The 23,973-nt window shown below is 40.0% G+C and carries 19 protein-coding genes and 1 tRNA gene; 13 read left to right on the top strand and 7 right to left on the bottom strand.

What is annotated here, in order from left to right; genetic code table 11:
- The first annotated feature begins 1 nt into the window (after position 1).
- The 5 genes from G0Q07_RS20180 to mnhG are packed head-to-tail and all read left to right on the top strand — an operon-like array spanning position 2 to position 2,374.
- Entirely contained in the window at positions 2–490 is a 489-nt protein-coding gene (locus G0Q07_RS20180) for a hypothetical protein (RefSeq protein WP_203532654.1), read from the top strand.
- The gene (locus G0Q07_RS02550) at positions 481–1,491 is read left to right on the top strand and encodes a proton-conducting transporter transmembrane domain-containing protein (RefSeq protein WP_246222972.1); all 1,011 of its coding nucleotides are present in this window, start codon (positions 481–483) and stop codon (positions 1,489–1,491) included. Before G0Q07_RS20180 ends, G0Q07_RS02550 begins: the two co-directional genes overlap by 10 nt.
- A gap of 2 nt (positions 1,492–1,493) precedes the next feature.
- The gene (locus tag G0Q07_RS02545; protein ID WP_163344608.1) at positions 1,494–1,820 is read left to right on the top strand and encodes a Na+/H+ antiporter subunit E; all 327 of its coding nucleotides are present in this window, start codon (positions 1,494–1,496) and stop codon (positions 1,818–1,820) included.
- Positions 1,821–1,823: 3 nt separating this feature from the next.
- Positions 1,824–2,096: a monovalent cation/H+ antiporter complex subunit F gene (locus G0Q07_RS02540; RefSeq protein WP_163344607.1), complete on the top strand. Its 273-nt coding sequence runs from the start codon at positions 1,824–1,826 to the stop codon at positions 2,094–2,096.
- Positions 2,093–2,374, top strand: a complete 282-nt coding sequence (gene mnhG, locus G0Q07_RS02535) for a monovalent cation/H(+) antiporter subunit G (RefSeq protein ID WP_163344606.1) — start codon at positions 2,093–2,095, stop codon at positions 2,372–2,374. Before G0Q07_RS02540 ends, mnhG begins: the two co-directional genes overlap by 4 nt.
- Positions 2,375–2,597: 223 nt before the next feature.
- On the opposite strand, the gene G0Q07_RS02530 is transcribed toward mnhG, so the two are convergent.
- The 4 genes from G0Q07_RS02530 to G0Q07_RS02515 form a co-directional block, all read right to left on the bottom strand.
- Positions 2,598–2,672: transfer RNA gene (locus G0Q07_RS02530), tRNA-Val, on the bottom strand.
- Between the two features lie 151 nt (positions 2,673–2,823).
- Positions 2,824–4,116, bottom strand: coding sequence for an NCS2 family permease (locus tag G0Q07_RS02525; protein WP_163344605.1), 1,293 nt, complete (start codon positions 4,114–4,116; stop codon positions 2,824–2,826).
- Positions 4,117–4,136: 20 nt separating this feature from the next.
- Entirely contained in the window at positions 4,137–4,835 is a 699-nt protein-coding gene (locus G0Q07_RS02520) for a DUF5020 family protein (RefSeq protein ID WP_163344604.1), read from the bottom strand.
- A 247-nt stretch (positions 4,836–5,082) separates the two neighbouring features.
- A complete protein-coding gene (locus G0Q07_RS02515) occupies positions 5,083–5,736 on the bottom strand; it encodes a DUF2461 domain-containing protein (protein WP_163344603.1) in 654 nt (217 codons plus the stop codon).
- 239 nt (positions 5,737–5,975) lie between these two features.
- On the opposite strand from G0Q07_RS02515, the gene G0Q07_RS02510 reads away from it, so the two are divergent.
- The 5 genes from G0Q07_RS02510 (at position 5,976) to G0Q07_RS02490 (ending at position 13,412) form a co-directional block, all read left to right on the top strand.
- Positions 5,976–6,647, top strand: a complete 672-nt coding sequence (locus tag G0Q07_RS02510; protein WP_163344602.1) for a 2-C-methyl-D-erythritol 4-phosphate cytidylyltransferase — start codon at positions 5,976–5,978, stop codon at positions 6,645–6,647.
- A 194-nt stretch (positions 6,648–6,841) separates the two neighbouring features.
- A complete protein-coding gene (locus G0Q07_RS02505; protein ID WP_163344601.1) occupies positions 6,842–7,468 on the top strand; it encodes a TetR/AcrR family transcriptional regulator in 627 nt (208 codons plus the stop codon).
- On the top strand, positions 7,452–8,795 hold the full coding sequence (locus G0Q07_RS02500; protein ID WP_163344600.1) for a TolC family protein: 1,344 nt from the start codon (positions 7,452–7,454) through the stop codon (positions 8,793–8,795). The genes G0Q07_RS02505 and G0Q07_RS02500 overlap by 17 nt, the downstream gene beginning before the upstream one ends.
- 24 nt (positions 8,796–8,819) lie before the next feature.
- Positions 8,820–9,941 (top strand): efflux RND transporter periplasmic adaptor subunit, encoded by a 1,122-nt coding sequence (locus G0Q07_RS02495; protein WP_163344599.1) that lies wholly within the window; start codon positions 8,820–8,822, stop codon positions 9,939–9,941.
- A 24-nt stretch (positions 9,942–9,965) separates the two neighbouring features.
- Complete coding sequence (locus tag G0Q07_RS02490; RefSeq protein ID WP_163344598.1) at positions 9,966–13,412, top strand: efflux RND transporter permease subunit; 3,447 nt, start codon at positions 9,966–9,968, stop codon at positions 13,410–13,412.
- Positions 13,413–14,202: 790 nt separating this feature from the next.
- Here G0Q07_RS02490 and G0Q07_RS02485 read toward each other — a convergent pair.
- Positions 14,203–15,291, bottom strand: coding sequence for a mannose-1-phosphate guanylyltransferase (locus G0Q07_RS02485; RefSeq protein WP_163344597.1), 1,089 nt, complete (start codon positions 15,289–15,291; stop codon positions 14,203–14,205).
- Between the two features lie 202 nt (positions 15,292–15,493).
- On the opposite strand from G0Q07_RS02485, the gene G0Q07_RS02480 reads away from it, so the two are divergent.
- The 3 genes from G0Q07_RS02480 to G0Q07_RS02470 all read left to right on the top strand — a co-directional run bounded on the left by G0Q07_RS02480 (position 15,494) and on the right by G0Q07_RS02470 (position 17,940).
- Entirely contained in the window at positions 15,494–16,198 is a 705-nt protein-coding gene (locus G0Q07_RS02480; protein ID WP_246222971.1) for an MlaE family ABC transporter permease, read from the top strand.
- Positions 16,195–16,950: an ABC transporter ATP-binding protein gene (locus G0Q07_RS02475; protein WP_163344595.1), complete on the top strand. Its 756-nt coding sequence runs from the start codon at positions 16,195–16,197 to the stop codon at positions 16,948–16,950. The genes G0Q07_RS02480 and G0Q07_RS02475 overlap by 4 nt, the downstream gene beginning before the upstream one ends.
- A 141-nt stretch (positions 16,951–17,091) precedes the next feature.
- Positions 17,092–17,940, top strand: a complete 849-nt coding sequence (locus tag G0Q07_RS02470) for a damage-control phosphatase ARMT1 family protein (RefSeq protein WP_163344594.1) — start codon at positions 17,092–17,094, stop codon at positions 17,938–17,940.
- 278 nt (positions 17,941–18,218) lie between these two features.
- Here G0Q07_RS02470 and porX read toward each other — a convergent pair whose 3' ends face one another.
- A complete protein-coding gene (gene porX, locus G0Q07_RS02465) occupies positions 18,219–19,775 on the bottom strand; it encodes a T9SS response regulator signal transducer PorX (RefSeq protein WP_163344593.1) in 1,557 nt (518 codons plus the stop codon).
- 326 nt (positions 19,776–20,101) lie between these two features.
- Positions 20,102–23,791, bottom strand: coding sequence for a type IX secretion system periplasmic lipoprotein PorW/SprE (porW, locus tag G0Q07_RS02460; RefSeq protein WP_163344592.1), 3,690 nt, complete (start codon positions 23,789–23,791; stop codon positions 20,102–20,104).
- Positions 23,792–23,973 lie beyond the last annotated feature (182 nt).

Raw genomic sequence — 23,973 nt, 5'->3', positions numbered from 1 at the left:
AATGAACGCGATAGTACTACCTATTATAATTCCTTTTGCATTACTACTTGTATTGATGTTAGTTCGTCGTACCCGTGTGGCACAGTGGATTAGTGTTTGGGGTAGTGCCATACTTCTTGTGGTAAGCATTCTTTTATTCGCCAGTTTAAAAAGCACTGGAATTCGCTCGCTAAATATTGGTTCGTGGGATGCTCCTTTTGGCATAAGTTTGGTCCTCGATTATTTTAGTGCGCTCATGTTGGTTACTTCGTCATTTATTATCTTCTGTTTATCTATTTATTCCATCTATTTTATGGAAGGCCAACATCGGGATAATCGGTTTTATGTTTTCTTTTTCTCGCTTACGATGGGGGTGAATGGTGCCTTTTTAACCGGCGATGCATTTAATTTATATGTTTGGTTCGAGGTAATTTTAATTTCCTCGTTTGTTCTGATTACCATCGGAAACTCAAAAGAACAGCTAGAGGGGGAATTAAATATATGGCATTAAATTTAATTGGTTCTTTATTTTTTCTAGCCGGATTGGGTTTGCTTTATGGAAAAACAGGAACCCTGAACATGGCTCACCTGGCTCATATTTTACGAGCAAGTGAACAGCCGGTTCTAATCAATACATCAGCAACACTCTTTTTTATGGCATTTGGTATAAAAGCAGCACTTTTCCCCTTGTTTTTCTGGTTACCTGCTTCTTATCATACGCCAAATATTACCGTAACATCGGTATTTGCGGGCTTGCTTACCAAGGTGGGCGTGTATGTTATAATTCGATTTTTTACCTTATTTTTTGTGCAAGACCAGGAATTTTGGTTGAACTTGTTTTTAATTATTGCCGGATTAACGATGGTAGTTGGAGGAATGGCAGCATCAACACATTACGATACCCGTCGTATCTTGTCTTTTCATATCATAAGTCAAATTGGTTATATGGTAATGGGACTGGGTATTTATACTCCCCTGGCTATTGCGGGAGCTATATTTTTCACCATACATAATATGATTGCCAAGACCAATATATTTTTAGTTGCCGGTATAATCAACCGAGCTAAAGGTTCATTCTATTTAAAAAGTATTGGTGGTTTATACAAGCAAAGCCCAATACTTGCTGTATTATTTATTCTTCCGGCTTTTGCATTGGCAGGAGTACCTCCTTTATCAGGTTTTTTTGCCAAATTTATTTTAATAAAGGCGGGTATTGAAGATGGCCACTTTGGAATAGTGGCTGTAGCCATTGCTACTGCAATGCTAACACTGTATTCGATGATTAAAATCTGGAATGAAGCTTTTCTTAAAAAAGAAATAGAAACAACAAAACCCGGAAACTTTCCCAAACCGCGGTTTGCCGAACTTATGCCCTCTTTGCTACTTGGGGCAGCCAGCCTTTTTATGGGCCTTTTTGCTGCTACAATTTTTGCGTATACCATGCAGGCTGCCGAGCAACTTTTGGAACCTGCTCATTATATTGAAACTGTATTAAATGGAATAAAACCTTAAATATGATACGGAAAATATTTTACGCCATCCAGTTTTTTGGATTCTATTTGTTTCAGCTACTGAGGTCAAATATTTATCTTGCGAGTATAACGCTATCGCCCAAATTAAATATTAAATACGGTTTTATTCAGGTGCCTTTAAGTCTAAAATCAGATTTCGGATTGTTGCTTTTTAGCAACCTTGTTTCTATGACCCCGGGGTCTTTAGTAACCGATATTGATAGTGCCAAAACCATGGCAACAATACATGTTATCTATTCAACAAGCGAAAAAGAGATTTACGATGAAGTGCAAAAGATGCAGAATAAAATTAAACACTTTACTGAATAACAAATGGAATCTACCATATCAACAATAGCATTATATCTGATTTTTGCCATGCTGCTTTTGGCTTTCGTACTGGCTTTTATTCGTATGTTAAAAGGACCGGATATTAGTGATCGTATAGCAGCAATGGATTTAATTGCCTCGGTAACAATGGCTTTTATTTTAAGTTATAGTGTTTTGGTCGAAAAGGCCATTTACTTCGATATTGTTATTGTGATATCATTAATCTCATTTATTAGTACAGTAGCCGTTTCAACCTATTTAAAACAAAAAAAATGACAACACTAATAACAGCGCTATTATTTTTGCTTGGAGCGTTCTTTATTCTGGTTTCAGCCATTGGACTGGTTCGCTTCCCCGACCTCTATACAAGAATGCATGCCACAACTAAAGCTACATCTTTTGGTATATTACTCATCATTCTGGGCACGGCTTTATATTTCAATTCGAATGTTGTTTGGATAAAGTCAGTTCTGGTCATTATATTTATATATTTAACCACTCCTCTGGCAAGTCATTCTATTGCCCAAACAAAAAAAAACCATCGAAAAGATTAGTCGACTCCTGGTAAATTATTCAACTTTTGGCATAAATTCATGGCAACTTTTGTATTCAACTTTTTTCAAATTATATCACAAAAAAATAGAACACAGTGATCAATTGGTATTGGGAATTTGTAATGGAGATTTTATTGAAAGCAGTATAATAAATCAATAGAAATGTAGCACCCGTCAAAACCAAAAAGGAGCAAGATTCTCTCCTACTCCCTTATAATCAATGTGGGTTGTGGCAGATTCGAACTGCCGACCTCATGCCTGTCAAGCATGCGTTCTAAACCAACTGAACTAACAACCCTCTCTATGAAAAACAACTTCCACCCTGTCATCCGTCAACTGACGGACTAAACCAACTGAGTTAATGTCTCGTTGTGAACGCAAAAGTAGTAAAAAACAAAAAAGAGGTACATTTCTGCACCTCTTTTATCTATCATCATTTCGATTTTACTCTAAATAAAAAACTTCAATATAAACAATACCGACAAAATAGCCATTACCACTGAAACGTCTTTGTATTTTCCGGTTAAAACTTTCAGGAACACAAACGAAAGCATACCAAATACAATACCTTCAGCAATACTGTAGGTTAATGGCATTACAATAATGGTTATAAATGCAGGTATCGATTCGGTATAATTGTCGAAATCGATATTTAAAATTGGCGACATCATAAAGAAACCCACCAAAATTAAAGCGGGTGCCGTGGCTGCAGCAGGTACCATTGTAAAAATTGGCGCAAAAAACAATGCAACTAAGAACAAGGCTGCTGTCGACAATGAAGTTAAACCTGTTTTTCCTCCTTCGGCAACTCCCGAGGCACTTTCAACATAAGTTGTAACCGTACTTGTTCCGAAAATAGCACCAAAAAAAGTACCAATCGAGTCGGCAAAAAGAGCCTGTTTTACACGTGGTACTCTTCCTTCTTTGTCTAACATTCCTGCTTTAGAAGAAACCCCCACAAGCGTTCCAACCGTATCGAACATATCAACAAAAAGGAAAGTGAAAAGTACAATCATCATATCGAACGTGAAAATCTGAGAAAATTCAAATTTCCAAAAAATTGGAGCCAACGAAGGAGGAGTGTCAACCAAAGTTCCTTCTGGCATTACCGTTACACCAAATGGCAAACCTGCGATTGTTGCAGCGAAAATACCAATAAGTAAAGCACCTTTAACTTTGAGCGCCAAAAGAACGGCTGTTAATACAACACCGCCAATAGCCACCAATACCGCTGCTGACCCAATGTCACCAAGCCCAACTAAAGTTGCATCGTTGTTTACAATTATCCCCGAATTCTGCAGTCCTATAAAAGCAATAAACAAACCAATACCCGCCGAAACCGCATGTTTTAAAGGAAGTGGTATTGCATTTACAATTAACTCGCGAATATTGAATGCAGTAAGCAAAATAAATATGATACCTTCAAGAAAAACCGCAGTTAATGCAAACTGCCAACTATGCCCCATGCCTAGCACAACAGTAAATGCAAAAAATGCATTTAATCCCATACCCGGAGCAAGAGCAAAAGGTAGGCGAGCCACAAGTGCCATTACCAGTGTTGCTACAAATGCCGACAGCGCAGTAGCTGTAAACAATGCATTTTTGTCCATTCCTGTAGCGCTCAATATATCAGGGTTAACAGCCAAAATATAAGCCATGGTCATAAACGTTGTTATACCGGCTACTATTTCCGTTTTAACGCTTGTATTGTTTTCTTTTAGTTTGAAAAATTTTTCTAACATATTTACCTGGTATTAGTTTATTAGAATGTATATTTTACTGCCAGCGTTGGCTTAACGGCAAACTTGTCTCCTACAAAATTATTGCTGAGTTCGATCTCAGTACCAAACGAGAAATTTTTGCATGGGTTATACCACAATTGTGGCTCGGTAAGGAAACGGAAATCAGTGTCATCTTCTCCGTTGAAAGTCCAATCCATACCTTCTTTCCAGAAATCGGCAAAACCGGTGAAAGTAAATTTACCATCGGCCATTTGTACGGTCCATACGGCTGTTAATTGGAAAGCCGCATCTTCTTTATCCTTAATGTACTTGTAGTTGGCCTGCAAGGTTAGAATTTTAGAAAAATCTCCCGATGCCCAGGTACGTTCCAAACCTGCCAGCCAACAATTTTCAATCGGAATCCAAATACCTCCACCAACACTCATTGTTCCACCGTTGTATTCAACACGCGGCATAAACTTCTGTGTTTCATTCCATTTAAAAGCACGTGCAATTTCCCAGTAGGCCAATGAAAGACCATTGTCGATACCGGTACCATCAGCACCATAGTCCATGTCAACGAAAAAGAATGTCGATCCATACGCATCAGGACGAAACATTTCAACTGTTGAGGTCAGCATTTTACGGCCTTCGCCGAAATCGTAATGCAACTGTACATTTTGGGCTTTAACAGAGAACATGAATGCAACCATAGCAATTGCAAGTAGTACTTTTTTCATAGTTTTTAAATTAAAAGAATTTGATATTTAATGGCTGCAAAAGTAATTATTCTTTCCAAACAGAAAACAGAAAAAAATGCTAACCATCTCAGTATTGAACGGTTATAAATAAAAGAACCCCGGTCAGAATAACCGGGGCATTTCATTGAAATCGGGAAGATAAAAAATAAGGGTCTTATATAATAATATTCCGTAGAAGCTGAAAAAGTAACCCTTTTGGCCACTATTTTAATACAAAAAAAAATAATTACTCAGCCAGCGCATCATATAAAAAAACGTTAACCTGATAAAGCTGTTCGTACAGTTGCACCACTTCTTCAATATAATCATCACCGACTACTACCCTGTCTTTCAGTGCTTTTGAATAAATATACGATTTGTACTTCAGTAAATCGATGTACGCATGATCTTTAGGAAAACCTTTTGGTGCCAGCTTTAATTTATCGCCATACATTTCCGGGAATTGTTTTTTAAAATCTGGGTCGTTGGTAATATCCAGAAATTCCTGGGCATGATCAGCCACAAAACTCCTAATCGATTTTAATACCGGTGATGGCGGCATATAAATTCCTCCGGCAACAAAACATCCACCGGGTTCAATATGTATATAGTAACCCGGATTCATACTTTTTCGACCACCTTTACAAATAAAGCTTCCAAAATTGGTTTTATAAGGACGTTTATCTTTTGAAAATCGCACATCACGAAAGATCCTAAAAATACAGTCTTTGGGCAACAAACCACGCACCGCCGGATCGAATTCACCAATCTCATTAATCAAAACATCGGTGAGAAAAAGTACTTTTTCCCTGCTTTCCTCGTACCATTTCCGGTTGTCGTTAAACCATTCGCGATTGTTGTTTTTTCCCAGCTGCTTTAAAAATTCAAGAACTTTCTCCATAGTAGAATATTTTGCACTATTTTTAACCTGAAAAATTTTATAAATTTTTCACACAATGTGTTGACGATTGAAAATCTGCAAGATATACGTTTTAAATGAATCAAGCTAAAGATTTTCAATGTCAAGGTTAACCCTGATAAATAATTGTTTTTCAATTATTTCGTCAGTCCTTCGGATGATTAATTCATTTTTGTGAATTAATCAGGTTAAATTTCAATTTAGGTAAAAAAACAGAATTGATGCTAAAAAAGTTTGCTTTAATTGTTGCGGGTGGCAGCGGAAACCGAATGGGAGCTTCCGTTCCAAAACAGTTTCTTGAAATTGAGGGAAAGCCTGTTTTAATGTACACTTTTGAAGCCTTTTTACGTTTTGATCCCAACATTGAATTTGTTCTCGTTTTACCTGATACACAGGTTGAACACTGGAAGAAACTTTGCAAAGTACATGCTTTCACAACATCGTACAAACTTGCTTTTGGTGGGGAAAATCGTTTTCAGTCAGTAAAAAACGGGCTGGCACAGATCAACGGTAACGGCATTGTTTTTATCCACGACGGAGTTCGACCGCTTGTTTCTAACGAAACCATTGAGCACTGTTTTTCGGAAGCCCAAAAATCGGGCAACGCCTTGCCGGTAGTTCCTTCGTCGGAATCGATCCGCTATTCCGATGAACAAGGCAATAAAGCTGTCGACCGAAGTAAATACTTTTTGGTACAAACCCCGCAAACTTTTGATGCACAATCAATAAAAGAAGCTTACAAAAAAGCTCAGCACGAAAATTTTACCGACGATGCTTCAGTTCTGGAAAGTTCAGGACATAAAATTCATCTGGTTAATGGCAACCGCGAAAACATAAAAATTACCTGGCCTCAGGATCTTATCATCGCCAAAACCTTTCTTTTTCCACAATAGTATAATCGGCGTTTATTGGTAAATATTCGCTACTTACCGATTTGGCTAAAGGAAACTTTAATAATCCAAATAGTTTTGTAGTTACTTATAACTCAGCAAAGAGTTCTCAATTTTAGGAATATTGTAAGTTTAACTTTAAGAAAACTTTTAACCCCCGCAAAGTTTCCTAACAAAAAAAAGAATACTTTTGCCTCGTGGAAGAAAAGAAAAAATATATCATTGAAAACGTAGGCCGGCTCTATTTCAAAAAAGGCATACGAGCAGTTACTATGGATGATGTAGCAGCCGAATTTGGCATTTCAAAAAAAACACTTTATCAGTATTTTTCCGATAAAAAGGGACTGGTTACCCAGGTTATCGAATTTTTTATTGAGGAAAGTAACAAAACGTTTAAGCAACTGGATGATAAAAACGCTGTCGACAGTATTCTTCTTATACGTAAACATGTTGCATTCATATATAAATTCTACAACAACGGCATTGATAAGGATTTAAAAAAGTATTATCCAGAACTGTACAAAAAGATAAACGAAATAAAACGCGAACGAATATTTACAAGTACAATCGACAACCTGAAATTAGGAATGACACAGGGCATGTATCGCACCGACCTGGATCCTTACCTGATAGCCAAATTGCAAGTTGGAAGGATGTTGTTTACAATGAATCCGGATTATGGAATTTTTGAAGAATACGAAGTAAACTCGCTCGCATTTTTCGATAGCATGATGGACTACCATATGAATGCCATTTGCAACGAAAAAGGAATAAAATATTATAAAAATCAGCTAAACAAAGTTCAGTATGAAGAAACAAATTAACCATCTAATCTTGTTTTTATTCTTGTTAGTTGTGGGACTGTCGCTGAAAGCTCAGGAGGAAGGGAACACAAGCTTCTCTCTCGATCAGGCCACACAATATGCCATGCAAAACTCGTATGTTTTATTCAATACAAAACAAGATGTAACCATTGCCCAAAAACAAGTTTGGGAAACCATAACAACCGGATTACCACAAGTATCGGCAACAGCTAATTACAGTATGTTTCTGAATCTTCCGGTTTCACTTCTTCCCGGAGAATTTTTTGGAGAAGATCCGGGCACTTACATCCCGGTAAAATTTGGTCAGGATTACAGTGCAGATTTCGGATTCAGCGTATCGCAACAAATCTTCGACGGTTCGTGGATTGTGGGGGTTAGGTCGGCAGAACTGTATTTAAACCTGGCAAAACAAGCCAATGAAAAAACGGAGATTGATATTCGCAGTGCGGTAGCACAAGCCTACTATACCGTATTAATTAGCGAACGTTACCGCACGGTTATGCTCGAAAGCTTTGAAAACACTACTCAATTGTACGAAGAAACCAAGGTCTACTACGAAAATGGTTTTCGCGAGCAGCAAGATGTTGACCAACTGAGGATATTACAGAAAAATGCCGAGAACGAGGTACTTCGCTCGGAAAGAGAATTGAAAATTGCCAAAACAGTTTTGAAATACACCATGGGCTACGACCTCAACCAGGAGATTGACCTGAGCGACAAACTGGACGTCTTTGTTTCACCATTGGTTCGGGAAATGAATACCATCAATCTCGACGTGTTCAATCATATCGATTATCGTTTGGCTCAGTCGAATTTTGAAGTTTCCGATAAATTGTACCGATTGGAAAAAGTGGCTTATTTGCCTCAGTTTGATGCATTTTACAGCTACTCCAAAACCTCGTACGGAAACAAAGCCAATCTGCTTAAAGAAGCTTGGTTCCCGTCGTCGCTGATTGGCTTTCAGGCTTCCATTCCAATTTTCAATTCAGGAAACAAACGTGCGAAGGTACAAATGGCTCGTATCGAGCTTGACAAAGCTCAAAACGATATGCGCTATTCCGAAATCACGCTACAAAAAGATTATTTAACAGCATCGGCAGAAATGGAAACGGCACGCGAACAATTTTTGAATACACGCGAAAACCTCGATCTGGCACAAAGTATTTTGGATAAAACCCATATTAAATTCAATAACGGAATGATAAGTAGTGCTGAACTATCGCAACAGGAAAGCCAGTATATTACTACCTGGCAACAATTAATAACTTCAACAATGTCGTTGCTTCAAGCCGATTTAAATTTAAAAAAGGCAGCCGGCGCATTATAACCGAAAAACAAAAAATTACATAAAATGAAAAAGATTTTATTCATTCTCACAACGGCCCTCATAGTTACGGCTTGCGGAAATACCAATGTTGCCGACGAAGCCGCAAAACGAAAGCAATTGCAGGAACTAAAGCAGCAAGTTCACGCACTTGAGCAGCAAATTCATACACTGGAAACCGAATTGGCAGCAAACGAAAAAGAAGAACTGGTAAATATAAAAACCACACTTTTGGAGAACCAAAAGTTTGAGCACTTTATTGAAGTAACCGGTAAAGTTGAAGCTGAACAGGATGTGGATGTAAGCCCTGAATCGGCTGGCGTTATTAAAGAAGTTTTGGTAACTGAAGGGCAGCAGGTAAGAAAAGGTCAGATTATGGCCCGCCTGAATACTGACGTACTGGAACGTTCAATTGAAGAGCTGCAGGTACAACTTAATTTGGCCATAACAAATTATGAGCGACAAAAAAATCTGTGGGATCAGAATATAGGTTCTGAAATGGAGTATTTGCAAGCCAAAAACAATAAAGAAAGTCTGGAGAAAAGGATTAATAGCCTGAAAACTCAAATTGAAATGTCCGAAGTAAAGTCTCCAATAAACGGGGTAGTCGATATTGTATACCAGGAGAAAGGAAATATTGGAAGTCCGCAATCTCCTTTTGCCAAGGTTATTAATACCAGTAACATTAAAATTTATGGCGACATTTCCGAGTCGCACATTACCAAAGTAGATAAAGGCGACGATGTTGAAATTCGTTTCCCGGCTCTGGACAAAACCGTTGATGCAAACATTAACCAAATTGGGAATACCATCGATCCGAATAACCGCACTTTCCGCGTACGTATTAACATCAGTAACAAGTCGAATCAGATAAAACCGAACCTGATTTCGGTTCTTTCAATGCGCGATTATGTAAACGATTCGGCCATCGTGGTGCCTTCGCTTTACATTAAGGAAGATTTTAAAGGACACTACCTGTATATTGTTGAAAAGGCCGATGGGAAAAATATAGCTAAAAAAGTTTATGTAACACCGGGCGTTAGCAATAACAACATGACAGAAATTACGGAAGGCCTAACAGCCGGAACACAGGTTATTTCCGAAGGTTACAACCAGGTTGTTAACGGAACAGTTGTGAACATCAATTAAACACCTACCAAAAAGTTCTTCAAAATGGAGAAAGAAACTGAAAAACATAAAACTGAAATAACGCGCAAATTTACGCCAACGTTTATTGCGCTAAAAAATAAAACCACGGTGTATATTTTTACTGCCCTGCTGGTTTTGTTTGGAATCTTTTCGTATCAGCAAATGCCTCGCGAGGCAATGCCCGAGATTGTTGTTCCGTATATTTTTATTCAAACATTGTATCCCGGAAACTCGCCGGTTGATATTGAAAACCTGTGTACCCGCCCTATTGAAAAAGAGCTGAAAGGGCTTAAAGGCGTAAAAGAAGTTACCTCGGCATCCTACCAGGATGTAAGTACCATTATTGTTGAGTTCAATACAAATGTTACCATAAAACAGGCACTTCAGGATACAAAAGACCGTGTCGATCAGGCAAAATCAGAACTACCAAACGACCTGCCCAGCGATCCGTATGTAAGCGATTTCGACCTTTCGGAATTCCCGATAATGAATATCAACGTTTCGGGAGAGTACAACATGCGCGACCTGAAAAAGTATGCCGAAATAATGCAAGACGAATTTGAAGGCTACAAAGAAATATCGGAAGCCAACATTCGTGGTATTGAAGAACGCGAAATCCAGATCAATATCAATCCATATAAACTCGATGCTGTTGGACTGTCCTTTGAAGACGTAGCTTTTGCTATTCAACTGGAAAACATCAGTATGGGAGCAGGGCAATTTACTGCCGACCAAACCCGGCGAACTATTCGTACTGATGCCAATTATACCAGTATCGACCAGATTGCCAATACCATTATTAAGGTAAACATGGGCAAACCGGTCTATATTCGCGACGTGGCAACCGTGGTTGATGGATACAAAGAACAGTCAACGATTGCCCGCCTGAACGACCAACCGGTAATTACCTTGTCGGTTACCAAAAAATCGGGCGAGAATATTCTTGCAGCTTCCCAGAATGTGATCAACGGAATTGATCAGTTAAAAGCACGTGGTCAGATTCCGAAAGATCTGGATGTAATTGTTACCGATGACATGACCCACTACATTGAAGATACTATTTCGAACCTCGAAAACAGTATTATCCTGGGAATGATTCTGGTAACCTTTGTACTGTTTCTTTTCCTGGGATTCCGTAACGCACTTTTTGCCGGTCTGGCAATTCCGCTGTCCATGTTCCTGTCGTTTGTTATTCTGCAGCAAAGCGGAATTTCCTTAAACTCCATGGTTTTATACGGGCTGATACTCGCACTGGGTATGCTGGTAGACAATGCCATTGTTGTGGTTGAAAATGTGTACCGCCTCTTAAGCGAGGGAAATCCCTTGCAAAAAGCAACCAAACAAGGGGTGAGCGAAATTGCGTTCCCCATCATTTCTTCAACATTAACAACACTAGCCGCTTTCTTCCCGCTGCTGGCCTGGGAAGGTATTATCGGCGAGTTTATGAAAATATTACCGCAAACATTAATCGTGGTACTTGCCTCATCGTTATTTGTGGCACTTATAATTAACCCGGCGTTTATTTCATCCTTTATGAAAGTGGATGACATTAACCGTAAAGCCAATGTGAAAAAAGTGTTGCGAAATGCTGCAATATTTGCCGGTATCTCGGTCTTGTTTTACGTGGCCAAAATTTTCTTATTGGGAAATCTTCTGGCAACCGTAGCCTTTTTAATGGTAGCCAACCTGTTTGTTTTACGACCGGTGGCACGCTGGTTTCAAACTAAATTCCTGGTTTGGATTGAGAACGTGTATACCAAACAATTACGACATGCTTTAAGCGGACCATGGCCTTACATTTACTTTGGCGGAACTACTTTGTTACTCTTATTTTCTATCTTCTTTTATTTCTTCGTGAGCAATCCCAAAGTGGTTACCTTTCCGAGTACCGATCCAACAACCATTTATGTTACCATGGAATTGCCGCTGGGAACTTCGATCGAAAGAACCGATGAAGTTTCGCGCGAAGTGGAAAACATTATAAAAGAAACCATTAAGCCGGTTAATCACATTGTAAAGTCGGTTACTACTAATGTTGGTGTTGGTATGAGTGGAGGCATGTTCTCGAATAATGAGGAAAGCCCGAATAAATCGCTCACTTCGGTTTCGTTTGTTGAATACAAACTGCGCGATGGCATCAACACATCGATTGTAATGCAGGATATTGCCAAAAACCTTGATGGTTTTGTTGGCGCAAAAATTTTCGTTCAGAAAGATGATCAGGGGCCGCCAACAGGCGATCCGGTTAGTATTGATGTGTCGGGCGATGAATTCGATCAGCTGATCCAGATCACCGACGATTTTTTGCGAATAGTTGAAGAAGATAACATTCCGGGAATTGACGAATTACAGTTGAACATTAATACGAATCAACCGGAAATGCTTATTCAGGTTGATCGCGAACAGGCACGTTTATACGAACTCTCAACGCAGCAAATTGCGATGGCATTCCGTAACTCAATATACGGTTACGAAGCCAGTCAGTTTAAAGATGGCGAGGATGAGTACGACATTTTTGTTCGTCTGGAAGAAAAATACCGCAACGATGTTTCTACTTTAATGAACCAGAAAATTCCGGTTAACGATAGCAAAATTCCTATCTCGTCGGTAGCATCGTTTAAATATTCAACCTCTTACGATAAAATCAGCCGGGTTGATAACAAACGCGTAATCTCCATTACATCGGGGGTTGTGGAAGGCTACAATGCCAACGAAATCAATAATCGTATCGAACAGCTACTTCAAGACTATGATATGCCGGAAGGTTACACCTACGAGTTTTCAGGCGAACAAAAAGAACAGGCCGAAAGCATGGAGTTTTTGTTGTATGCGCTGATTATTGCAGTGGCTATGATCATGATTATTATGGTTACACAGTTTAACTCGTTTATCCGTCCGGCAATTATTATTGCTACTGTTTTGTTCAGTACCATTGGGGTTTTCCTTGGTTTAGGAATCTTTCAAATGGAGTTTGTGGTAATTATGACCGGTATTGGTATCATCTCGCTGGCAGGAATTGTAGTAAACAATGGTATTGTACTAATTGATTACATTGACCTAACTCGGAAACGCAAACGAGAAGAACTTGGTTATTCAGAAAAAGCTTTCTTACCCAAACAGGTTCAGATTGATGCACTGGTAGAAGCCGGTAAAACCCGTTTACGCCCGGTATTGCTAACAGCAATTACAACTGTTTTAGGGTTGCTGCCACTGGCCATTGGGTTAAACTTTAACTTCTTTACGTTATACTCGCGTTTCGATCCGCAGATTACCATCGGCGGCGAAAGTGTGGCTTTCTGGGGGCCAATGTCGTGGACCGTAATTTTTGGTCTTACCTTTGCCACTTTCTTAACGCTGTTACTGTCTCCGGTAATGTATATGATTACAATCCGGATAAATTATACCATAAAAAAATGGACCGGTACTTTACCGGAAAATAATGTTCATGCAAAACCTGAAGTGTCGGAATAAACCGATGCTTTTAAAAGAAAACGGGTGGTCGCTTTGGCTACCCGTTTTTTTAAATAAAATTCTTATCCTTCCCTGCCAGCATCCTTTATTCACATCTTTTGTAATAAATGGTTCTATAAGAGTTTCGTCCGGAACATCCAACAAGCTCGGTTCAACTATCTCCGCCGGCCGATTAAAATTGTGACATTATAACTTTCAGCGCCTTTTTTTGCAATCGTTACATCAGTGGACGGCCTCTTTTGGGCTTTACCCGGAGTTGAAATAAATCCTTAGTGAGAACGGGAAGCTCCGAGTGTGCGAGGAGATCACCCGTCCGAACTTAGGTTTTATGAAAACGGAGGGTGAAGATCAAAAGCAGCCTTGAATTTTCTGCTTCGTCTTTGCTTTAAGGCAAAGATGAAGGCCGTTGGCAGGCAGAAAATTCCATTAGTTTTATTGTAGCCCCAAACCGTAGTTCACGTGATTTGACGGGATCCCTGATTACGCTGATTCCCGCTCATTGTAATTCTGCGTTATCTGCGTACCATATCGTAATATTCTTACAAAAACTCCTAAAGCAAAAAACATTTTTTGTCATGTAAGTAATCCCAAACGCCGACTAGCAAGCTTTTGAGCTTTTGGAGTACTCCCAAATGCTGACTGGCAATCTTTTCGGCTTTGGGACTAGTCCGAAACATCGGCTAGCAACTTTTTAAGCTTTGCACAACTCCCAAACAGCCGCTGGCAAACTTCCGGGCTTTGGTAATCTCCCAAGCCTTAACTAACAAATAGTTTAGTTTTCGCGATATTACTACACCAACGAATCGCCCTTTTGTATACGTACATCGGTAACAAATTTCTTTACCTGGTCCTCATCCTCACGACGACATATCATTAATGTATCGTTTGATTCAGCAATAATAAAACCATCCATTCCGTGAATTACAGCCATCTTATCTTTCGAGATATCGACAATACAATTCTCAGTATCATACAGCATCACATTGTCTGCCCTTATTACATTTCCCAGCACATCTTTTTCCTTGTTCTCGTACAACGAGCTCCAGGTTCCTAAGTCGCTCCAACCAAAATCGGCCGTCAGCACATATACATTTTTTGCCTTTTCCATTATGCCATAATCAATTGAAATGGCCTGGCACTCCGAGTATGTTTTCCGAATAAAAGGTTCTTCGCTCGCCGTATTCATTTTCCCGCGGCCATGCTCAAATTTCAGGGCAATTTCGGTAAGATGCTGCTGTAGCGATTCAAGCATGGTAGCCAGCGAAGAGATAAAAATGCCGGAGTTCCAGTAGAACTCTCCACTTTCGATAAAAATCTTCGCCATTTCCTCGTTTGGCTTTTCGGTGAAGGTTTTTACTTTATACAGGTTTTCCAAATCGCGAAATTCTTTCTTGCGTTTCACCTGAATATAACCGTAACCGGTTTCGGGGCGATTGGGTTTAATACCAAGCGTTAGCAAAGCCGGTTTTTCAGCAACAAACTCCAATCCGTTGCGGATTTGCCTTTTAAACTCCTCCTCTTTCAGAATTAAATGATCTGACGGCGATACAATAATATTGGCATCCGGATCAATCAAAGCAATTTTATTAGCTGCATAAGCCAAACACGGTGCTGTATTCCGACGCAAGGGTTCCAGTAAGATCTGCTCGTCGTTTAGCTCCGGAAGCTGCGCTTTTACAAGGTCTTTGTACAAAATATTTGTAACTACAATAAAATTTTCTTTAGGAACGATCTCCTGAAACCGCTCGTATGCTTGCTGAATAAAGGTCTTACCTGTTCCTAAAATATCTAAAAATTGTTTTGGGCGCGCTGTACGGCTAAGTGGCCAAAACCGACTTCCTACTCCACCCGCCATAATCACACAAAAATTGTTAGCCATCTGAATGTGTTTTGTTCGTAATATCAATCTGTACTAAGATTGTAACTTTGAAAATACGGAATTATTTTGTTATTGTTGCCTCAGCCCGATTCAAATTCATAAAAATTTTGTTTCCGGTTATTAAGTTGTAATTTTAGCCGAATACATTAGTAAGAAACTTTAAACAATGGGTTTTTTCTTTCATATAGGCCGATATTTTTCGATGCTGAAACGGGTATTTGCCCGACCCGAGAAACACAAACTGTATATCAGGCAATTGTTTCACGAGATTGACAACCTGGGTGTAAACTCGGTAGGGATTGTTATCATCATTTCAATATTTATTGGCGGAATTATGACCATCCAGTTTGCCTACAGTATGGCGAATCCGATGTACCCGAAGGAGTTGGTAGGCTTGGGAACCCGCGATACTTTGTTACTCGAATTCTCATCAACCATGCTGGCGCTTATTATGGCCGGAAAAGTGGGATCTAATATCACTTCCGAGATTGGCACCATGCGCGTTACCGAACAAATCGATTCGCTGGAAATTATGGGTGTTAACTCGGCTAGTTTTCTTATTCTTCCCAAACTTATTGCAGTAGTTTTTATCTTTCCGTTCTTGTATATTATTAGTGTATTTTTTGGTTTGCTGGGCGGTTTGGTAACGGGCCCAATTGCCGGGGTAATAACCATCCCCGACTACATTAGTGGAATTCAGTGGTTGTTTTTCCCGTATTACATCACTTTCTCGATTATAAAATCGCTGTTTTTTGGATTTCTGGTGGCGTCGGTGCCGGCTTATTTTGGTTATTACGTGCAGGGTGGCGCACTTGAAGTGGGTAAAGCAAGTACAAAAGCTGTTGTAAATACAAATATCCTGATTCTGTTTTTCGACTTAATTTTAACCCGCCTGCTATTAACATGATTACACTTAAAAACATAATAAAAACATTCGATGGCAATACGGTTTTAAACAAAATTTCAACCGTATTCGAGCAGGGAAAAACAAACCTGATTATTGGACGAAGTGGTTCGGGGAAGACCGTTTTATTGAAAACAACACTAGGCCTTTTTGAGGCTGACAGTGGCGAAATTTGGTACAACGACCGCAATTTCACTCAAATGAATCATAAGAAACGTAAAATCCTGCGTCGCGAGGTTGGAATGGTTTTTCAGGGTGGTGCTTTGTTCGATAGTATTTCGGTGGAAGGTAATGTGCGCTTTCCGCTGGAAATGTTTACCCAGATGAGTTCAGCTGAAAGACAAAAACGTGTTGATTTTTGCCTCGATCATGTTAATATTGATAAACAAGCCTTTAAGCTTTCTCCAAGCGAGATTAGCGGTGGGATGCAAAAACGTGTAGCCATTGCACGTGCCATTGCACTAAATCCGAAATACCTGTTTTGCGACGAACCCAATTCAGGGCTCGATCCGGAAACAGCGACGGTTATCGATAAACTCATTCAAAACCTGACCAAAGAGTTTGATATGACCACCATTATCAACACCCACGACATGAATTCGGTGATTGAAATTGGAGAATCGGTTCTGTTTATCTCGCAAGGCGAAACGGAATGGAAAGGCACCAATAAGGAAATTCTAAACTCAGGCAACCAAAAACTGGATGATTTTATTTTTGCCAATAAACTTTATGCGCAAATGAAGAAGGGGCAATAGTTTCATTCAAATTATTTCATTCTTATTTTCTACCCTTTCCAAAGTATTGACTCTTTATTGAATTAAACTTATGCTATCTTTACCAAAAACATCGGAACCAGAACTTCGGTCTTTTGCCTTCCGACTTCAAACTTTTATCGCATGAACTACGAATGCCTTATTTGCCAGGTTAAAGGGCTGCAAAAACGTATGGACAAATACGAAATTGTGGAGGAAAAACGAAATGCAATTGTTAGTCAGGCTATTTCAAGTATTGCCGGCATTGACCTCGACGATAGTTACTCTCCCGAAATTACCCGTAATATTTTAAAGAAACTGGAGAAAGAATCGGAAATAAAAGATCCGTATGGCGCTGAAAAAAAGGAAAGCAACCAGGCACTGCTAAACCGCTACAGCGAGTTCAGGAAAAAGGTGAAAGAGTCGGACAATAAATTTGATACAGCATTACGCTACGCCATAGCTGGCAACATTATCGACTTTGGCCCAACGCATCATTTTGATGTGGATGGAACAATCGAGAAGGTCTTTCAAACCCAATTTGCCATTGATGATTCGGAAGCTTTGGAAGCCGAAATAAAAAAAGCGAAAACCATTTTATACCTGGGCGATAACTGCGGCGAAATTGTAATGGACAAACTATTCCTGGAAACGATTGATCACCCCAACGTGATATTTGCCGTTCGCGACCAACCCATTTTAAACGATGCTACTTTAAAAGAAGCTAAAGAAATAGGTTTGCAGAACGTTGCCACCTTAATCACAAATGGCGATGATGCACCTTCAACACTGTTACACCGTGTTAGTAAAGAGTTTCTGGAGATCTACCGTTCGGCTGATCTGATTATCTCAAAAGGCATGGGCAATTTTGAAGGTTTAATGGACGAAAGTGATCCTCGATTGTTTTATCTGTTAATGGTAAAATGCCCGATTATAGGCCAAAAAGTGGGTGCTGAGAAAGGAGACTTTGTGGTAAAACGGAGTAAAGGGTAGAACACAAAGTCACCAAGACACTAAGAATAATGGCTTTATGTCTTTTTGCAAAAGTCCATTCAAAATTTTTGTGCTTAATGAGGAGATGACAAAGATGCTGAAACGAGTTCAGCATGACGTATTAGGTCATGCCTCCCCTACTCGCTAAAAACGTCACCCTGAGCTTGTTTCAGGGTCTTGCTCAAAATTTTGTCTTTGGAAACGAAGAAAGGAATCTGTATCGAACCATCGCGAACTACAGATTTCTCAGTCGTTCCTCCATCGAAATGACAACTTAACTACTTTTTAGGCTCGAGCGTGATTACCGGAATAATCAACTCTTCCATTGATATTCCTCCGTGCTGGAAAGTATCTTTGTAATAATTCGCGTAATAATTGTAATTGTTCGGATAGGCGAAAAAATCGGTTCCCTGTGCAAAAACATAGCTGGTACTCACATTCCGCGACGGCAAAAATATACTTCTTGGATCGCGAACTTCAAATACATTTTTCGATTTGAAGTTTAAATTCTTACCCAGTTTATAACGTAGGTTGGTATTGGTTTCGCGGTCGCCAATAATTTTTACAGGATTTTCAACACGTATCGCACCGTGGTCGGTAGTAATTACCACCCGGATATCTTCATCGGCAAGCAACTTTAGCAACTCCAGTAACGATGAGTTTTTAAACCAGCTTAAAGTTAAGGAGCGATAGGCCTTTTCGTTGTTGGCCAATTCGCGTATCATGTCCATTTCGGTACGGGCATGCGAAATCATATCCACAAAATTTACCACCATCACCGAAAGGTCGTTTTTCAGAATATTATTCAGATTATCCTGCACCCAACGCTCTTTTTTAGCACCTGACCCCTTTTCAAAATACAGGCTTTCTTTGCGCGAAAATCGATCTAACTGCGTGTGTAACAACTCTTGCTCATTTCTGTTTTTGTGTCCTTCATTATCATCATCGAGCCACAATTGCGGGTATAACTTTTCAATTTCAGAAGGCATTAACCCTGCAAACATAGCGTTACGGGCATACATTGTTGCAGTGGGCAAAATTCCGCAGTACAGATCTTCGGTAAGGGTACGGAAGTAGGTATTAATTTCGGGGCTTAATATCCGCCACTGGTCGTAACGCAGGTTGTCTATTATCAGTACAAAGGTTTTTTTACCATCGTTGAGATGCGGAAAAACACGGTGCTTGAAAATATCAGTCGACAACATCGGGCGATCTTCAAAATCGGTAGTAAACCAATCCTGATAATTTTCTTTTATAAACCGGAAAAAAGCTTTGTTGGCTTCCTCTTTCTGCATGGTCAGAATCTCATCCATGGCTGAATCTTCCGACTCGCTTAATTCCAGCTCCCAATACACCAGCTGCCGGTAAATATCTTTCCACTCGTCAAAAGTAAGGCGGTCGTTCAATTTCATCCCAATCTGGGCAAATTGCATCTGGTATTTCGATGTTGTTTGCTCAGTAACCAGTCGTTTCTGGTCGATGTTCTTTTTCAGCGTCAATAAAATCTGTTTCGGGTTTACCGGTTTTATCAGGTAATCGGAAATCTTTGCGCCAACTGCCTCATCCATAATATTTTCCTCTTCGCTTTTGGTAATCATTACCACCGGTACATTGGGCGCTATATCTTTAATTTTTGTCAGCGTTTCCAAACCGGTCATGCCCGGCATATTTTCATCGAGGAAAATAATATCGAAATACCCCGATTCCACTTTCTCAATAGCATCGAGTCCGTTGGTGGCGGTTTCTACTTCGTATCCTTTTTCCTGCAGAAATATAATGTGTGCACGCAGGAGATCTATTTCGTCGTCTGTCCAAAGTATTCTTGGCTTGTTCATGTGTAATTCTTTTTGTTTTCTATTTCTGTTTTCTAATGTCCTAATCAATTAAAAGAAGTGTCGTGTCATGTCTGAAATGACGGTTAAGTTGCAGTTATTTTTTTGAATTTTACGAAATCATAAAAAGTAAGCATAGCCATAGCTACGTGAATCTTTTTATGATGAGCAAAAACGAAAAAGAACAAAACTTGGGCCGTTAGAGCAGGCATGACACAACACTACCTAAAGGTAACAACAAAAAAGGTACCGTTAAAGTATGTGCTTAACAAACTTTAAGAGTTCTGTTCCAACGTTATCAATCGCAAAAAATTAATGCGAAACGATGACTATTTCTCGAGGTATACCTTTTTGTAGAAGTCCATGTAGTCGGTAATGTTCTTCTCGCGGAGGAAAATTTCGAAGTTCTCATCCGAAATAAGGAAATTACGGTACTGGGCAGTTCCAAGCGGGTCGAACAAATCGCGGTTACGCACCACCACACTAAAGTACAGGCGAGCCGTTGCCTGGTCTTCCATCCCTTTTACAATAATCAGTTGGCGAACCTGATCGAGTTGTTGTTCTTCGATGGTAAAGCCTGAGTTGGCAAAATTCGACTGGTTATATTGTTGAATTCCTTTTATAAAAGCATCTTTAAATACACCTACTGCTGGAATTACGAACACAATACGGTGTGGGCCTTCAATTTCCTGGTTGTAAGGTAAATCTTCTATTGAGGTATCGTCTGCCTCAACAGCCGGTAATGGTTCTGCTGCCTGCGTAGTTGTTGGTTGAGTTGTAGTCTGACTTTCAGCCGCCGATGACGAACTGGAAGCCCTGCGCTGGATGTAATTGTTGCGGAAGAAAGTGATGTACTGATCCACTTTATTCTCGTCGAGCAAAGTCTCCAGGTTTTCATCCGTAATAAGGAAGTTGCGATACGTTGATTGTCCGAGCGGCTCAAACAAACTACGTGTGGTATTTGCCCTGCGGAAATACGACATCGATTCGTTCAGCGCAGGTATTCCGTGAATAACCAGCAACTGGTAATCGCCCACTTCTTTTACTTGTAGCGCCAGATTCCATGACCGGAACTCGTCGCGGTTAAAGTCAGCAAATCCTCGCATTAACGGTCGCAGCGAAAGACCTTTGTCTTTAACAGCAATCACAAAATTCTGGGTGGTATCAACGGTGGTATTATACAATCCTTGCGGCCCGGATTTTACCGTTACGAAAGTCCCTCGTTCTTTCAGCGCATTATCTTCTGCTTCGGCACGCGCCATTAGCTCTTCAGGCGAAATATCCATTTCGTCGTCAGAGAAATTTGAGCGGATAAAACGGCTGTAATTTTTCACAAAGAACTTCATATAATCGGCCGTTGAACGTTCTTGCATAACCGCGCGGTAATTAGTCGACGATATTACAAAGTTCATGTAATCAATGCCCTGTAAGGTTTTGAAAACAGAAGCTTTTCGGATAATCGCTCCATGATAAATCAGTGCATTCTCTTTGTTGGTCATTGAGCGCACCAGCACAAAAGCCAGTTTGTCATCGAGGTATTCTGTTTCAATATCGTAATCAATTTTTGTGTAATGATCGATGTTATAATTGGCAATGTCAAACTTTAGGCGATTCAAATCAATATCATCCTCATCTTCGCGTGGATAAGCAATTACAAAGTAATGCAACAGATCTTCGTCGTAACTGAACTTCCCACCAAACTCGTCATCAGCCATAAAGTTTTCGGGCAACAATTCTTCATTTTGAATCTCTTCGCTGATGTAACCCATTTCCACCAGTTTCTGGTAGTCGGTGAGCGTACTGTCCTGAATAAGCGTAAGTATTTCCTGTGCCAGCGGCGAAGGTTCTTTTGCCGGATATTGTGCCAAGTAGCCTTTTAGCAGGGCTTCAAAATTGTGAACATCGGTTAAAACTCCGTCGGCCACCATTTGCATAAAATCAATTTTTGGAACAATCACACTGTCCGGTTCCATGTTTTTCATTTGCCCGGTAAGCGACATTACATTCTGATACCTTCCCAGTTTGTAATTTCTGAAAGTCTCCTGATACAAGCGGTTCAGGCTATCCGTTTTGGCTGCCATCTCGACAAAGAAATTTGGATTTTGCAGAAACTGTGCAAACTTACTGTTCGGATAATCTGAAATAATGAGATTACGGTAATAATTTGATTTTGCAATATCGCCCATTAATTCGTACAAATCGTATAAATCGAAATAGGCCGACAGCAAGTAAATATTGTTTGGATAACGTTCTATCAGCTCCTCAAAAGCCTCGGCTGAACGTTCATAATCTTCAAATTCTGATTTGAATATTTTTCCGGCATTATACAGTGCATCGCGAATTCGCTCGTGCGACACCGTCATCAGCGAGTCGGTTAATGGCAAGTCCTGCGTATAGAATTCTTTTTTCAACGGATCCTGTATGCGCTGTTCTTCTTCCTCTGCTTCTGCCATTTCCTCGCCTTCTTCCATCGACATGGTATTCTTGTTCGAACGGCGCCAGTCGTCTTCCAGTGTTCGTCGTCCCCATTGTTGCTGAAAAGTCACCCGCCCATAGGTTACGGTTTGCGGATTGTAAAAATACCAGCCACCGCCACCCGAATTTCCCATTCCCATTCGGTAACGGTTTGAGCGATAGTAGCCTTGACTGCGTGCACCTTGCATCGACAGGTTTTCCATGTTTCGTTGACGTTCCTGCTCGGCTTTCATCAAACTGGCAATAAGTGCTTCTCGCTCTACATCGGGCATTTGTGCCACTCGTTGCAAACTATCTTCACGTTCAACGGTAAGGATGTTATCAACCAAACTGCTTAAACTTTTATAACGTGCCGACACATTTTCGTAATTTGGGTACGTTTCGTCGATAATGATCATCGCACTATCGTAATACGACTGCGCACCACGGTAATTCAAATCTTCAAAATAAATATCGGCCAGTGTTATCGACGACAGCGCCCGTTGGTACTGATTTTTAAAGCTGCTTGCTACCGATTGTTTGTAATTATCTTTAGCAACATCGCTGTTTCCTTCGCGGAAAAAGATATTACCTAAAGCATAATAGATCTGGTCGCGAAAATCGACATTCTTTTTGTCGCGCAGCATTTTATTTAACTGCTTTTTCAGATCTTCAATATTTCCTTCGCCCGAAAATACACCTGCAGCATTTATCATTGCATTAAAGGCCATGGTGTAATCAGGATTCATTTTGGTTACCTTTTTAAAGGCTGTCGCTGCGGCCTCATTCTGGCCAAGTTCCCGGTAGAGCTGAGCCACAATGTATTGCAAGCGGGCTTTATCCTTTTTCCAAAATGTTTTGTCAATAGCAATATCGAGCAAGCGAATGGCATTGTCATATTCAAATTGCTTTTTATAGTAGAACGCAGTGGCGATGGCAAAATCACGCTCCAAACTTTTCGGAAAATCATCATAGGCCTGAATGGCCTGAATTACTTCGTTGGCTTCAATGTATCGTTCCAACTCGGTATAAGCACGGACCAGCCATACCTGTGCCTCATCGGCAGTTTCATTGTCGGGGTATTTACGAACCACATACGAGAAATTATCGATAGCAGCATAAAAATTATGTTGGTAGAAATAGGCTTTCCCCATTAGCAGGTAACTGTCGTCAATCCACTTATTAAACTCTTCCTGACTGGCAAATTCCTGGTATTTACGCGAACCACCACCCTTTTTACGTTTCGGTTTTTTTGTAATGGAATGAATCTCTATCAGTTTCGAACATTTTACAACAGCGTAATCCATATCTGATTTTACCAAACGCGTAGCCGACGGATCGCTTTCTTTGTAGATGGGCAAAATTCGGGTAAAGTCGTCTTCAATGCGCTCTTCAATGGTTGCAACGCCTTCTTTTACTGCCTCGTTGGCATTAAAATAAACATTGTAACGCGAAGTAACATTATGGAAAGTTCGTGATGCGCGGGTGTTTTTTTCAGTGGAACAGCCGGCAAAAATCGAAACCAATAAGAACAGAAATATAGTATGTAAAAGTCGTTTCTTCAAACAGTTTTTTGTTAACTCATTGAATAAACTCAGGAATCACAAGATTATTGCCTGTGAATACTGAATTATTGCATTTTATAAACGCTGCAAAAATAAGAAAAAATGAATGTGCAAAAGAATTAATTATCGCCAGGCAGGAATAATATATTTTTAGGGATTGAGGACCAAAAAAAGTAGAGATG

Source organism: Draconibacterium halophilum (assembly GCF_010448835.1).
In the GTDB taxonomy this organism is placed as follows: Bacteria; Bacteroidota; Bacteroidia; order Bacteroidales; family Prolixibacteraceae; genus Draconibacterium; species Draconibacterium halophilum.
The sequence above is the reverse complement of the archived record's forward strand: the minus strand, read 5'-3'. Positions and strand labels throughout refer to the sequence as shown.